This window comes from Alteromonas sp. WD8-37, assembly GCF_055326825.1.
The window spans coordinates 639575-654111 of sequence record NZ_JBUZOV010000001.1; the positions used below are offsets into that span (position 1 = coordinate 639575).

Annotated in this window: 14 protein-coding genes; 12 read left to right on the forward strand and 2 right to left on the reverse strand. The window is 53.0% G+C overall.

Features of this window, described 5'->3' with window-relative positions:
• The first annotated feature begins 356 nt into the window (after positions 1-356).
• The 8 genes from ACTUJZ_RS02875 (at position 357) to ACTUJZ_RS02910 (ending at position 9970) form a co-directional block, all read left to right on the forward strand.
• Positions 357-1544 carry a thiamine pyrophosphate-dependent dehydrogenase E1 component subunit alpha gene (locus ACTUJZ_RS02875; protein WP_463634753.1) on the forward strand — a complete coding sequence of 396 codons (1188 nt, stop codon included), beginning with the start codon at positions 357-359 and terminating at the stop codon, positions 1542-1544.
• Positions 1544-2521 (forward strand): transketolase C-terminal domain-containing protein, encoded by a 978-nt coding sequence (locus tag ACTUJZ_RS02880; RefSeq protein WP_463634754.1) that lies wholly within the window; start codon positions 1544-1546, stop codon positions 2519-2521. Before ACTUJZ_RS02875 ends, ACTUJZ_RS02880 begins: the two co-directional genes overlap by 1 nt.
• 10 nt (positions 2522-2531) lie before the next feature.
• Positions 2532-4196, forward strand: a complete 1665-nt coding sequence (locus ACTUJZ_RS02885; protein ID WP_463634755.1) for a dihydrolipoyllysine-residue acetyltransferase — start codon at positions 2532-2534, stop codon at positions 4194-4196.
• Positions 4197-4299: 103 nt separating this feature from the next.
• On the forward strand, positions 4300-5151 hold the full coding sequence (locus ACTUJZ_RS02890) for a 23S rRNA (adenine(2030)-N(6))-methyltransferase RlmJ (RefSeq protein ID WP_463634756.1): 852 nt from the start codon (positions 4300-4302) through the stop codon (positions 5149-5151).
• A 5-nt stretch (positions 5152-5156) separates the two neighbouring features.
• Positions 5157-6998: a protein kinase domain-containing protein gene (locus ACTUJZ_RS02895; protein ID WP_463634757.1), complete on the forward strand. Its 1842-nt coding sequence runs from the start codon at positions 5157-5159 to the stop codon at positions 6996-6998.
• A 7-nt stretch (positions 6999-7005) separates the two neighbouring features.
• Complete coding sequence (gene tesB, locus ACTUJZ_RS02900) at positions 7006-7875, forward strand: acyl-CoA thioesterase II (protein ID WP_463634758.1); 870 nt, start codon at positions 7006-7008, stop codon at positions 7873-7875.
• Positions 7872-8411 (forward strand): gamma carbonic anhydrase family protein, encoded by a 540-nt coding sequence (locus ACTUJZ_RS02905; protein ID WP_463634759.1) that lies wholly within the window; start codon positions 7872-7874, stop codon positions 8409-8411. The genes tesB and ACTUJZ_RS02905 overlap by 4 nt, the downstream gene beginning before the upstream one ends.
• A 440-nt stretch (positions 8412-8851) precedes the next feature.
• Positions 8852-9970: a pyridoxal-phosphate-dependent aminotransferase family protein gene (locus ACTUJZ_RS02910; protein ID WP_463634760.1), complete on the forward strand. Its 1119-nt coding sequence runs from the start codon at positions 8852-8854 to the stop codon at positions 9968-9970.
• A 293-nt stretch (positions 9971-10263) separates the two neighbouring features.
• Here the strand turns inward: ACTUJZ_RS02910 and ACTUJZ_RS02915 are convergent, their stop codons facing one another.
• Both ACTUJZ_RS02915 and ACTUJZ_RS02920 read right to left on the reverse strand, forming a co-directional pair.
• Positions 10264-10986 (reverse strand): DUF3307 domain-containing protein, encoded by a 723-nt coding sequence (locus ACTUJZ_RS02915; RefSeq protein ID WP_463634761.1) that lies wholly within the window; start codon positions 10984-10986, stop codon positions 10264-10266.
• The gene (locus ACTUJZ_RS02920; protein ID WP_463634762.1) at positions 10983-11612 is read right to left on the reverse strand and encodes a nucleotidyl cyclase domain-containing protein; all 630 of its coding nucleotides are present in this window, start codon (positions 11610-11612) and stop codon (positions 10983-10985) included. The genes ACTUJZ_RS02915 and ACTUJZ_RS02920 overlap by 4 nt, the downstream gene beginning before the upstream one ends.
• A 163-nt stretch (positions 11613-11775) precedes the next feature.
• Between ACTUJZ_RS02920 and ACTUJZ_RS02925 the strand changes: the two genes are divergently transcribed.
• Genes ACTUJZ_RS02925 through ACTUJZ_RS02940 form a run of 4 tightly spaced genes read left to right on the forward strand, consistent with a single transcriptional unit; the run spans position 11776 to position 14536 of the window.
• Positions 11776-13002, forward strand: a complete 1227-nt coding sequence (locus ACTUJZ_RS02925) for a nucleoside recognition domain-containing protein (protein ID WP_463634763.1) — start codon at positions 11776-11778, stop codon at positions 13000-13002.
• Between the two features lie 28 nt (positions 13003-13030).
• Positions 13031-13768, forward strand: a complete 738-nt coding sequence (locus ACTUJZ_RS02930) for an SIMPL domain-containing protein (RefSeq protein WP_463634764.1) — start codon at positions 13031-13033, stop codon at positions 13766-13768.
• A gap of 37 nt (positions 13769-13805) precedes the next feature.
• Entirely contained in the window at positions 13806-14249 is a 444-nt protein-coding gene (locus ACTUJZ_RS02935) for a GAF domain-containing protein (protein WP_463635232.1), read from the forward strand.
• Positions 14246-14536 carry a hypothetical protein gene (locus tag ACTUJZ_RS02940; protein WP_463634765.1) on the forward strand — a complete coding sequence of 97 codons (291 nt, stop codon included), beginning with the start codon at positions 14246-14248 and terminating at the stop codon, positions 14534-14536. Before ACTUJZ_RS02935 ends, ACTUJZ_RS02940 begins: the two co-directional genes overlap by 4 nt.
• Position 14537: the final 1 nt, after the last annotated feature.

Genomic DNA, 14537 nt, shown 5'->3' on the forward strand with positions numbered 1-14537 from the left:
AGACATAGTAAAAAACAAACTTTCAAGGCGTTACTCCGTATTGCGTGTGGCATCCTCGAACACATCATAGCAGGTTCGCAGATCTAACAAGATGAAAAAAGCGCCATCAATCAATAGCATTTATTTCGCTAGCCAAGCTGCATACGTTGTATGTTAAATTATGTGGCAATTGTTTAACGATACGTTAATTTTGTAGGATGCCAATCCTAATTCTAATAAGGTTATGAGGATATCTGTGTTTTTAACCGCCCATTCATACCTGAAATAGCAAGGTCATTCGGCCTCACTTGAATTAGCATAGACAGCAATTGAAAAAAGCAATTTTTTACCTTCACAAGAATAAGAGGGAATCCATAGTGCAAGACAGAAATCATCTGGCACAGGTTAAGACCACTCATCAGGTGCATATTATTGAAAATGGCCTGATTGATATACCTATGCTCCAAATCCTCAAGCCTGACGGCACCCTGCACGACGAAGCCCGGGAACCCGAACTGAGCGAAGACGTAGCGCGCAAGATTTATGACACCATGGAATATATCCGGGTGTTGGATGATCGTATGATTGCTGCGCAGCGCCAGGGCCGGATCAGTTTTTATCTGGCCTCCACCGGCGAAGAAGCCGCGGCGGTAGGCAGTGCAGCAGCATTGTCCCCGGATGATATGATCATGTCGCAATACCGCGAGCAGGGCGCGTTGGCCTATCGCGGCTACACCACCGCGCAGTTTATGAACCAGATGTTCAGCAACCAGGAAGATCCCAATAAAGGCCGGCAGATGCCGATCCACTATGGTGACAAACCGCTGAACTTTATGACCATCTCATCACCGCTGGGCACCCAAATTCCCCAGGCAGCCGGTTTTGCCTATGGCCAGAAGATGGCCGGCAAAGAGGCCATCACCATTTGTTATTTTGGTGAAGGTGCGGCCTCCGAAGGTGATTTTCATGCTGGCCTTAATATGGCCGCGGTGCTTAATTGCCCGGTGATCTTTTTCTGTCGTAATAATGGCTATGCCATCTCAACCCCAGCTGCCGAGCAGTTTGCCGGCGACGGTATTGCCTCGCGCGGGTTAGGCTATGGCGTGAAAACAATCCGGGTGGACGGTAACGATCCGCTGGCAGTGTTCGCCGCGACTCAACGTGCCCGTGAGATTGCCTTAGAAGAACGCTGCCCGGTTCTGATTGAAGCCATGACCTACCGTTTGGCTGCACACAGTACCTCTGATGATCCCACTGGCTACCGGTCGCGCGATGAAGAAGACCAGTGGCGTGCCAAAGATCCTATCGCCCGCATGGCCAAGTGGTTGCAAAGCAAAGGCTGGTACGACGAAAAAGCCAACAAACAGCTGATTGATGAAACCCGTCAGGAAGTGCTCAAGCAATTAAAAGCAGCCGAAAAAGTGCCGGTGAATCCTATCGAAGACATCGTCAATGATGTGTACAGCGAGGTGCCCTGGCACCTGCAAGAACAGCTGGATAATTTGAAAAAACATATCCGCCAGTATCCTGAAGCCTATCCGAAAACCTCAGGGAGAGTGAAGTAATGGCGAAAATGAATCTGCTACAAGCAATCAACAGTGCCCTGATGACCGTGATGGAACAGGACGAACGCGTGATGGTGTTCGGCGAAGATGTAGGGCATTTTGGCGGGGTATTCCGCGCCACCAGTAATCTGCAGGATAAATTTGGTAAAGCCCGCTGTTTTAATACCCCGTTGACCGAACAGGGCATCATTGGCTTTGCCAACGGTCTGGCCTCACAGGGCTCAGTGCCGGTGGCCGAAATTCAGTTTGGCGATTATATCTTTCCGGCCTTTGACCAGATTGTGAATGAGACAGCGAAATTCCGCTACCGCTCAGGCGGCCAGTTCTCCTGTGGCACGCTGACCATTCGTACCCCTTACGGTGGTGGCATCCACGGTGGCCTGTACCACAGTCAGTCACCGGAAGCGTATTTTGCCCACTGCCCAGGCCTGAAAATTGTGGTGCCGCGTAACCCATATCAGGCTAAAGGCTTGTTGCTGGCGTCGATTCGCGATGATAATCCGGTATTGTTTTTAGAGCCTAAACGCTTATACCGCGCCTCGGTCAGTGATGTGCCGGAAGAAGATTATGAATTGCCCCTGGGCAAAGCCGATGTGGTGCAGGAGGGTAGCGATATTACCTTGCTGGGCTGGGGCGCGCAGATAGAGATCCTGCAAAAAGCCGCCGACATGGCTTCAGAAGATGGGGTGAGCTGTGAAATTATCGATTTGCGCTCTATCCTGCCGTGGGATGCACAAGGGGTGGCCGAGTCAGTAATGAAAACCGGCCGTCTGCTTATCAACCACGAAGCGCCTCAGACCGGTGGCTTTGCCAGTGAGATTGCTGCGACCATTCAGGACCGTTGCTTTTTGTATCTGGAAGCGCCGATTGCCCGGGTTTGCGGGCTGGACACGCCGTACCCACTGGCCCATGAAAAAGAATATATGCCGGATGAGTACAAAACCTACGAAGCCATCAAGCGTACATTGAAGTACTAAGGGCCGCGCAATGACAACCGAATTTATTTTACCCGACATCGGCGAAGGCATTGTTGAATGTGAGTTGCTGGAATGGCTGGTGGCTGAGGGTGATACCATCGAAGAAGACCAGCCGGTGGCCGAGGTAATGACCGACAAAGCCACGGTGCAAATTCCGGCCATGCACGCCGGTGTGGTGAAAAAGCTGCATTACAAGGTGGGCGATATTGCCAAAGTGCATGAGCCTTTGTTTGCCATGGATGTGGCCGATGATGGCGAGGCGGACAGCCAGTCACAGGACGCCAGCAATGACGCCAGGCCAGCTGCCGATACTGTCAAAGCTGATGACAACAACGATGACGATAGCAAAGGCGACGATACCAATACTGGTAACAGCCAGATTGAAGATTTTATTCTGCCGGATATCGGCGAAGGCATCGTGGAATGTGAAATCGTAAAATGGCATGTGGCCAAAGGCGATGCCATTGAAGAAGATCAACCGGTAGTTGAGGTGATGACCGACAAGGCTGTGGTGGAGATCCCTGCCAAGCATGCCGGTACCGTGCATGAGCTGTATTATCAGCAAGGTGACATTGCCAAGGTGCACGCACCGCTGTTTGCCTTAAATGTGAAAGGCGAAGCGGGTGATGCGCCTGCATCCTCACCAGCAAAATCACAGGATAGCGGCCAGCGGTCAAACACTGACAGCACCACATCAGGCGCCGCCAAATCACCTGCCACCACCACCGAGCAAAAATGGCCGGATGGTGAGTTTGAGCCACCGGTAGAAATACCTGGCCGGGTGCTGGCCAGCCCGGCTGTACGCCGGGTAGCCCGCGAACAAGATATTGACCTGACCCAGGTCTCTGGCAGCGGTAAAAAAGGCCGGATCTTAAAGCAGGATGTGCTGCAAATTGTGGATAGCAAGGACCAGCCGCAGCCAGCTCCGCAACAGGCACAAACCGCCGAAGCGGTTAAAGCCGCCACCGGGGGTGTGCGCACCGAACCGGTTAAAGGGATCCGGGCTGCCATGGCCAAACAGATGAGTGCGTCTGTGTATACCATTCCGCACTTTACCGTCAGCGACGAGTTGCAGATGGATGCGCTGATGGCACTGCGCGAACAGCTTAAGCCGGTATTTGCTGAAAAAGATGTCAAACTCAGCTTTATGCCGTTTTTTGTCAAAGCACTGTCGCTGGCACTGCACGAGTTTCCGATTATCAACAGCCAGCTTAACGACGATGCCACCGAGCTGTCGTACTTTGATGATCACAATATCGGCTTTGCAGTGGACTCAAAAATTGGCTTACTGGTGCCCAATATCAAACGGGTGCAGGATCTTAGCCTGCTGGAGATTGCCCGCCAGATGCAGGACATCATCGACAAAGCCCGTGAGGGTAAGTTGTCGGGTGACCAGCTTAAAGGCGGTACCATCAGTATCTCCAACATCGGAGCGCTGGGCGGCATGACCGCCACGCCGGTGATTAACAAACCCGAGGCAGCCATCGTGGCGTTAGGTAAAACACAAAAATTACCGCGCTTTAATGATGCCGGTGAGGTGGAAGCCCAGCATCTGATGCAGGTGAACTGGTCCGGCGATCATCGCATTATTGATGGGGCCACCATGGTGAAGTTTAACAACCTGTGGTGTAGCTATCTGACCAATCCGTCTACCATGCTGATGCACCTGCGCTAAGCGCAAGGCCACAGCCAACAACCAGGGGTGCGCCCGCACCCTTGGTATTTTTTAACTGGCACAGGTAAACTACCGGCATCATTATTATTTTGCAGGTTTTTGTGTGCTGAGCTATCGACACGCCTTTCACGCCGGCAACCATGCCGACATTTTAAAACATCTTAGCTGGCTGGGAGTGCTGCAGCACCTCAAGCAAAAAGCCAAACCGTTTGTGGTGTTCGACACCCACGCCGGTGCTGGCCAATATCCGCTATCCAGCGAACAAGCCCAGTTAAACAAAGAATATGAGACCGGTATGGCCGGACTGAATTCGGTAGAACGAGCCACCGGCTTGCTCGGCGATTATCTCGCCTACAGCCAGCCCATATGGCAGCAGAATATTTATCCGGGTTCACCGCAACTGACCGCGCTGGCATTACGTGCGACAGACAGCTTGCATTGCATGGAACTGCATCCCAGTGAGGTTGGCCCATTACAGGAAGTGATGAAACTGCATCGCAATCCCAATCTGCATGTGCATCATCGCGATGGCCTGGAAGGGCTGGTGGCATTGACCCCGCCCGTGCCCAATCGTGGCGCGGTATTGATCGACCCGCCATATGAACAGCTCAAAGAATACCAGGCAGTGACCAACACCTTACAACAGATGTACCGGCGCTGGGCCAACGCGCAAACAGTGGTCTGGTACCCATTGTTATCCGAACGGGCCAAAGGCAAAGCCCAGGCTTGCCAGCAGATGCTTGACGAGATTTCACAGCTGGGCAAGCAGTGCTTTAGAGCCGAGCTAACCGTGTGCGACAACACCCCGGATGCCGGTATGTATGGCTCCGGCGTGTGTATCATTAATCCTGCCTGGCAGCTGGATTCACAGATAAGCGAAGCTATGGCGACCGTTTGCCAGGCACTGGGAGGCGATGCCCGGTTCATGCTAAGCTGGCTCAAGCAGGAAGCCTGAGTTACATGGACCAGCCCGGCGCGCTAAAGCATTTTTACATCCCCGAAGAGCAGTCAGTGTATCTGCTCAGCCACGCCGATGCGAAAAAGCTCAAAGACTGGGTAGCGTTGTGTACCGCACAGCTGGCGCAGTTAGGCTACCGGGATATCGCGCTTATCGGCAAGGGCGCGTTCGGGTTTGTGTTTGCCGGGCGCACTGCCGACAATGCTCAGCATGTGTTTAAATTTTCGCGTATCACCTTGCCCCAGCATGTGCAGGATCGGTTAGAAGACGAAGCCTTTATGCTGTCGCAGGTGGCCCATCCCCGGGTGCCGCCATTAATCGCATTTCAGCAAGTGGGCAAGCAGGCCATCCTGGTGATGCAGCGGGCGCTGGGCCAGGATTTAGAACAGGTCAGCCTGGAACAGGGGCCGATGCCGGCCCGGGTGATTGTGAAAATCACCGTGCAGCTGGCGCATATTCTTCAGGCACTGCGCACCAACCGGCATCAGCAAATTCCACGGCCTATCGTCCATGGCGATATCAAACCATCTAATCTGGTGTGGGATGCAGCCTCTGAAACTGTGCAGTTGATTGACTGGGGCTCGTCGGTATTTGCCCAGCTGGATGAGCAGGGCCAGTTTGTGGCCGGCAACGTGATGGATCTGATGTCCTCGGACATGCAGCAAACCAATGCGCGGCTTGGGGATGTGTATTTTATTGGCGAAGACCAGTTAAACGGGGCTCTGTCCAGCCCGCGCTTTGACGACCAAGGCCTGGCCAGTACAATCTATGCGCTGGCGTCCGGCCAGTCCAGCCGGTTTGGCCGTAAAGTGATCACACCTCAGTCATTAGGCCTGCCCAAGATGCTGGCGCATATTCTGGCGTCTATGTTAAGCGATGATAAAAAAAAGCAGCATGCTGGCGCGGACTATCTGTTTGCGCATTTGCATGTGCTCAATCATATGGTGTTTGGTGATGATACCCCGCCACGTGCAGCGCCGCTTATTCCCATCTGGGTCAGCCAGCATGATAAAGCCATCGAAACGGTGGTGTACAGCTCTCGTAAATCCTATCTGCGCCAGCATGCCCCGGAGGCGGATAATCAGCTTAAATATGTCAATGATGCGCAGTTTGAGCGCTATTACAAAAATTATCTGATGGGCATGGGCGAAACCGAAAAAGGCTTTATCGCCGCGGTTAGCCGGCTGGGCAAATTTCCGGTGGTCGGCGGTATGGCGATTCGCTGGGAGCCAGACGGGGTGTATGTGGATTCCAGTTTGAATCTGTATGATGAAACACGCCAGGCAGCTTTCGAGCAGTCGGTCAATAATGTGATTACCCTGGCCCGGGCAATCCACCGAAGTGGGATATTCAAATGCTGTATGTTTAATGCCAAAGACACGCTGCACATTGAACGCGATGATCCGCAGCAGCCCTTTGCACCGCCGCCGGGGTGCGAGATCCCGTTTGAACTTTCACGCACCCCGGCAGTAAAAGACACCAGCCGGACCCACTCGTATTTTGAAGACGGTGATGATCCGGACGAACTGTTGCAATTGCCCGCCTCAGTGATGCACTTATTAGAACAGCTTAATACAATCCACCATACCGGCTGTATAATATTTGAGGCCCTACCGCAGCATCTTAAAATTCACAGTTATTATATGTTGCTGGATCACAGCCAGGCCGAGGTGTTTGGCCAGCTGCTGGCCGACATCGTCGAGGCGGTGCCCCAGATCCAGGGGCTGGGCATTTCAGGCTTTATGAAATTGCCGTACAAAGACACCCGATATTTTGAACATCGTGCCCAACAGCCTGAGCGCTATTACCCACGAAACCCAAAAGCCATCTTACCAAAGGAGTAGTAACACCATGTCAGAGGTAAAAATGTCCTCGTTGTTTGAACTGGAAGCCATTGAAAAAGGCCTGTTTCGCGGGCAAAGCTGGGATTTGGGATTTCGGGCATTATTTGGCGGCCAGGTGCTGGGCCAGGCGCTGGCCGCGGCTTACCGTACAGTGGAAGCCGACCGGGTGGTGCACTCTTTTCACACCTATTTTTTGCTGCCCGGCGATGCTAAAAAACCGGTGGTCTACGATGTGGAAGTGGTACGTGATGGCCGCAGCTTTTCGGCGCGCCGGGTCAAGGCGGTGCAGGACGGGCGCAATATCTTTTACATGACCGCGTCGTTTCAAACTGTCGAAGACACCATGAGCCACCAGTTTGCCACCATGCCGGATGTGCCGGACCCGGACACGCTGGACTCAGATATCACCTTTTACGAGCAAAACTTTGAGCGCTTGTCCACCAGTATGCAGGAAGCGCTCAGCTACCATAAGCCCATCGATATCCGCACGGTGGATGCTGCCAACTCGTTTAAAGCCCAGGCCCGCGAGCCAGTGCGCCAGGTATGGCTCAAGGTGCGTGAACCCATGGATAATGATTTGGGCCTGCACCAGGCCACACTGGCCTATGCCTCGGATTATCATTTTTTAAGCACGGCGTTGCAGCCTCACGGTATTGCGGTGTCGGATAAAAATCTGCGTATGGCCACAATCGATCATGCTATGTGGTTCCACCGTCCGGTAGAGCTTAATGACTGGGTGCTGTACACCATGGACAGCCCGTTTACCGGTAACAGCCGCGGCATTGTAAAAGGGCAGATTTTTAACCGCGCTGGCGAGCTGGTGGCCACCACCATGCAGGAAGGCATGATCCGCAAAAAGCCCACGGAGGCATCATGATTTACCAATTGGACGAACGACAACCACAACTGGCCGATGGGGTCTATGTAGCACCCGGTGCCCATGTGATTGGCGATGTGCAGCTGGCCGAAGAGGTCAGTATCTGGTTTAACAGTGTGGTGCGCGGTGATTGTGACCGCATCAGCATCGGCGCCCAGACCAATATTCAGGATGGCAGTGTACTGCACACGGATGAAGGCATTCCCATGACCCTGGGCCGGGGTGTGACCGTGGGCCACAAGGTAATGTTGCATGGCTGCAGCATCGGTGATTACAGCCTGATAGGCATTAACAGTGTGATTTTAAATGGTGCGCGTATCGGCAAATATTGTGTGATTGGCGCCAATGCGCTGATTACAGAAAACATGGAGATCCCGGATTACTCCATGGTGTTGGGCTCTCCCGGCAAAGTAGTTAAAACCTTAGATGCCAGCATTGAACAAAAACTGCAGGCGTCGGCCCAGCATTATGTGAAAAACGCCCGGCATTTTGTGCAGAATCTGCAGCTCGCGCGGGACCCGTCAGCCTATCTGTAACATTTGAGCGCTGAATAAAAAATGCCCAGAACTTTCGTTCTGGGCCTAGGGGAATGGCTCATTGCTGAGCCGTGCGCTAACTTTTGCAAAGGGAGAAGTTCATGCAATTGTTCACAGCGGAATTAAATAATAGACCAAAACTGTATACTTTATAAACAATTTTTTATGAATTTTTTTGACATTTTATCAACAAGTTAAAATTCATCAGCTAACTGTTTAATTAATGGCGACTTTAGCCACCGGTCCGATCTCTGCAATCAGGTCGATTATTATCCACATAGTGTGCACAATTTATACACGCGAATTGTTACGCTTCGATGACAAACTGGATCAACCACTTAGCAAAAACCCACTATTCAGCCTGGTGATGTTGGTCATAGCCTGATTGTGCTGGTGTGAATATCTTGTAACAATGCCGTTTTGCCCAAAAAGGACGGCTTATGACGCATTCAACCTTTTTACCGCCAGAACGCACACTGATGGGCCCGGGCCCTTCAGATGTCAGCCCTCAAGTGCTCAACGCCCTGGCACGCCCCACACTGGGCCACCTCGATCCGCTGTTTATCGATCTGATGGACGACATCAAAGCCTTACTGCAATATGCGTTCAAAACCACGAATCCACTCACCATGCCGGTGTCTGCACCGGGTTCGGCGGGTATGGAAGCCTGTTTTGCCAACTTACTCGAGCCCGGTGATACCGCAGTGGTTTGTGTTAACGGTGTGTTCGGCCAGCGCATGGTAGAAAATGTGCGCCGTTGCGGGGCAAACCCAGTGGTAGTGGAAGATGCCTGGGGCCAGCAGTCAGATTTAAATAAAGTGCGCGATGCCCTGCGTAACAACCCTGACACCCGGGTATTAGCATTTGTTCATGCCGAAACCTCTACCGGTGTGCGCAATGATGCCAAAGCCTTATGTGAACTGGCCCGGGAGTTCGATTGCCTGAGCATCATGGATGCTGTGACCTCGTTAGGCGGCATTGAGGTAGATGTAGACGGGTGGGGCGTGGATGCGGCCTATTCAGGCTCACAAAAATGCTTGAGCTGTGTACCGGGCTTATCGCCGGTCACCTTTGGCCCCCGTGCGGTAGAGGTGATTAAAAATCGTACTGCACCAGTACAAAGCTGGTTTTTAGACATGAATCTGGTAATGGGCTACTGGGGCGAGGGCGGCAAGCGGGCCTATCACCATACTGCGCCGGTAAACAGCCTGTACGCCCTGCACGAAGCATTACGCTTATTGCATGACGAAGGGCTGAAACACAGCTGGCAACGTCACCAGCAGCTGCACAATCAACTGCGCGAGGGCGTCGAAGCACTGGGCATGCAGTTTACTGTGGATGCGGCCTACCGCCTGCCTCAACTGAATGTGGTGACCATACCCGACGGTGTCGATGATGCCCAGGTGCGTCAGCGCCTGCTGCAGGAATTTAACCTGGAGATCGGCGCCGGGCTGGGCGATTTGGCCGGTAAGGTTTGGCGCATCGGCCTAATGGGCTATGCCTGTAAACCGCGCAATGTCGACCACTGTCTGGCAGCACTGAAAAAAGTTATCCGATAGTCTTCTACAGCCGGCACTGGCCCTGGTGCCGGCTGATTGTTTTTATTACAAAGCACGGATTTATCATCCAAAGCTAGCTTGCTTTTTAACCAATTTAGCTGGCCGGCACACTGTCCTAAACACTTATATTACGTCGCCATGCCCCTAAAATGTTATATTTACAGCCGGCAGCAGCGCTGCCGTTTTGGCGCTTCGCGCCGGGTTTGCAGACCTAGTATTCGTAGGAGAGTAGGTTGCTGCGTGTAATGCTTAACTTGCGACTGTGCAGTGGTGTTTAGTCTTTGTCAAAAAACCTACACTAATGCTCGGATAAGCCAGCCGACAGTTAAGGCAATAGCAAAGCTGATCAGGGTACCTAGCATCATATACTCAGTCAGACGCATATCTTTGGCCTTGGACAAATCGCCAACTCTGAATACTGTTTTGGTGGCCACCAAAAAGCCCAGGCCGGTGTACTGGCCCACCAGGATAAACGATAGTGCAAGCACCCGTTCCACATAACCAATCCAGCGCCCGGCAGCGCCCAGACTTTGGCTGTCGGTACTGGCCAACACTGCGGTGTGGCGGGCCAGTAGCTGGGCAATCATGATACTGGCTGGTTGCAGCACCACCAGATAGCCCAGGACATACAGCAACACTTTATCTGATCGCAACCACGTAAGCGCCAGCTGCCAATCGCTTTGGGTGACGGGCAGCAGCAAAATCACTACAACCGCCACGATGGCCAGATGGGCAGCCTGGTCCAGCACAAAGGCCGTGATGCTGGTATGGCCGGCTTTGGTCCAGTCAATTAACCAATGGCTGATACTGATAAACAGCGCCCAACCCAACGCCTGGGGCCAGTCGAAGCCGGCCAGGCTGATTGCTAACCAGGCGAGGGCACCATGAATAGCGCTGTGTTTATACAGCGCGACAGCGCGCACGCCCCGGGCATGGCGGTCGCTGATCCAGCGATCGGGTTGCAGATAAAAGTCGCCGATAAAATGGGCGCTTAACAATAATAACAATAACGTCATAATGCGTCTGCCTGCTCAACGCGCTGTGCGATATAATCTAAAAAGGGTTCCAGTAGCTCTGCGCCACAGGCCCGCAGCCGGTCGCTGATATTTTGCCGCGAGGTCTCCAGTTGATTGGCCAACTGCTGATGCGTAGGGAACTCTTCGTTCAGATAGGTGTACAACAACGCTGCCTGATTGCGGGTTAAGCGGTTTAACACAAAACTTAATTGCTGGCATAACAGGGGCAGCGCCGGATCGCTAATACCCAGAACCTGGATATCAAACTGGCCGCGTTTGGTGCTTTCCAGACCGCGCCCCGAAGCCACATAGGTCTGCCCTGTGGCTTTGCCCGGGTCGGAGCCTTCCAGGCGGCCCGGGCCTATGGCCAGACTGGCGGTGCAGGCCAGGGCCGGGGTGGCATGACCGCCGGCCAACCACAATTTAAGCTGCAGCATTAACCCAGCCGCCTGCAGAGGATTGTCGATAGCCAGCTGAAATTCGTCGCCGCGATAGAGCGCATAAATCAGTTTATGGCGGCTTTGCAAGTCTGCTAAATGCTGCTCTAAAGAAGAGAGTGTCTGGCGCAGGTCGGTGGCACTGAGCTTGGTGGACCCCACAATGTCCGTTGTTAATACGCCAATCATAAGCTGTCCTTTTTAATACTGATTACCGGCAAAGAGTATCGAGCTTTTTAGCAACCTTAAAACCTTGCAATACTAAATGCAACCAAAAAAGACTGCATCGAAATCACTGCGATTTTCCTCAGGTTTGGTAGACTGCGGGCAAACAACAATAACAGACCCGGCGATGATTCATAAGATTTGGCTCTCATTTATTCTTACCGCGTTTTTGGCCGCCTGTTATCAGGCAGTAACCGGCACCCAGGCCGCATTTAAAGAAGTAATGGACGCGGTGACCAGCATGGCCACCCTGAGTGTCGACATCGCGCTGGGCTTGATCGGTGTGCTGGCATTTTGGTTGGGTATCTTTGAAATCGCTGAAAAATCCGGGCTTATCCAACGCTTTGCCCGGGTGCTATCGCCCTTATTATGCCGCCTGATGCCAGGCTTGCCCCAGGGGCACCCGGCGCTGGGCAGTATTACCATGAACTTGTCAGCTAATATCATGGGCCTGGACAATGCCGCTACACCTTTTGGGATCCGAGCGATGCAGGATATGCAGCAACTTAATAGCCGGCCCGATACCCTGACCAATAGCCAGATTTTCTTTTTGGTGCTCAATACCTCATCGGTCACCTTATTTCCCATCGCGGTGTTTTTATACCGGGCTGAACAGGGCGCTGCCCAGCCCACTGATGTATTTATTCCCATTTTACTGGCCACAACCGCCTCCACCCTGGCCGGGGTGTTGGTGACCTGCTTTATTCAGAAAATCAACCTGTTGGAACGGGTAGTGCTGTTGTATGCGGCTGCCTTAATAGGGCTGCTAGCAGCCACGGTGGTGTATTTTGCTTCACTGGCGGCCGATCAACTGGCCAGCCAATCCGCCTTTGTCGCCAATTTTTTACTGCTATGTTTTGTGATACTGGTGCTTGTCAGCGGGTACCGGCGCGGGCTCAATACCTATGAGCTGTTTATCGACGGCGCCAAAAAAGGCTTTGAGGTCGCTGTGATGCTCATCCCGTATCTGCTGGCGATGTTGATTGCTATCGGGATGTTGCGGGCCAGCGGCGTGTTGGATTATGCAGCGGATATGCTGGCCATGGCCGCCGCCGCGCTGGGCGCGGATGCCCGCTTTGTGGATGCCATGCCCACCGCACTGATGAAACCCTTATCAGGTAGCGGCGCGCGGGCGCTGATGATAGAAACCATGCAGTATCACGGTGCTGATTCCTTTGCCGGGCGACTGGCAGCGGTTTTACAAGGGTCTACCGAAACCACCTTCTATGTTTTGGCAGTATACTTAGGGGCAGTTGGGATAAAACACGCCAGACATGCGGTCACCTGCTGCCTGGCTGCCGATGCAGCAGGTATTATGGCTGCAATCGGCGTAAGCTATTGGTTTTTTGGCTAAGGCCCTGTACAGGGAAAAGGGTGTTCACATGTATCACGGTAAACATTATCAGGCTGCTAAGCGCCTGTTGATATCGGGCCTGCTGGGTGCAGGCCTGGCACTGACCAGCGTAAGTTGGGCGCAAACCACCCCGGCACCGGGCACCACATTCGCCAATCCGGCGTCGATTTCGGTGCAAGGCAGTGGCAGTGCGGTGGTGGTACCCGATGCCTTTAGCCTGACCTTAATTTTAGAGCAGCGCGGCCAGACAGTGACTAAACTGAATCAGCAGATAAGTCACGATGCCGAGCAGCTAGTTTCGTTCTTACAGGAACAGGGTGTAGAAGCCAAACATATCCAGTCGATGCAGGTACAGCTACATCCCTGGTATGAACACACGCCCAATGGCCGCGAACATCAAGGCTTTGTATTATCGAGGGAAATTCAGGTTACGCATAACCAAATTGGCGGCTATGATACACTGATTGATGGTGCGCTAAAGCGCGGTGTGACGCGCATCGGCAGTTTTCATCTGTTTGCACAAAATCAGCAGCAAGCCTATGAACAGGCCTTGATAAATGCGGTAAGCAACGCCAAATCAACCGCCACGTTGCTGGTTGAGCAACTCGACGCCGAGCTGGGTAAGGTTTTGCACATTACCCAGCAGCCGCAGGGCATGCCTCAGCCCATGGCCAGTGCCCGTTTGCACATGGCCAGTGAGAACGCAGCGATGCCCGGCCAGCAACAAATCGATGCCACCGTGCAAGTCACATTTGCACTACACTAATTCTTAACACAAGCGGAGACCCACTTTGTCTACAGCGATGTATGATCGCCTGGTTGCCCAGGCAGAAGCCCTGGTCAGCGGCGAACCCGACCTGATTGCCAACATGGCAAACCTGAGTGCCCTGATTTTTAATAACCTGGAGCAGGTCAACTGGGCCGGTTTTTATCTGTATAAAGAGGATCAGCTGGTGCTGGGCCCGTTTCAGGGGCAACCCGCCTGTATCCGCATCGGCATGGGCAAAGGTGTGTGTGGCACCGCGGCCGAAACACGTGAAACCCAGCTGGTAGACGATGTTCACGCCTTTGCCGGTCACATTGCTTGCGATGCTGCCTCCAATTCTGAAATCGTGGTCCCTCTGGTGGTAAACGGCCAGCTGCTGGGTGTGCTGGATATCGACAGCCCACAATTTTCCCGCTTTGATGAGAATGACCAGCAAGGCCTGGAACGCATTGCCCGGGTGTTGGAGCAGACTCAGCAATGAAAGATAATGTAGATATTCACGTGGTGCTGGCCACCGCCGACGACATGGATGACTACCACACCGATCCACATGAAGCGGCAGAGCGTTTAAATTTCATTCTGCACGCGGTCTATGACCGGGCTGATGAAGACATTGAGACTCAACGGCTTGAACGATTATTGCACTACAGTTGGGAGCAATGGCACCAAAATGGCAGTTTATTAGACATCGAGGATGATGAATTGTTGGATTGGGTTGACCACACGCTGGCAACTTGGGATGATGCGGATAATTCGGAATTTTACTAAC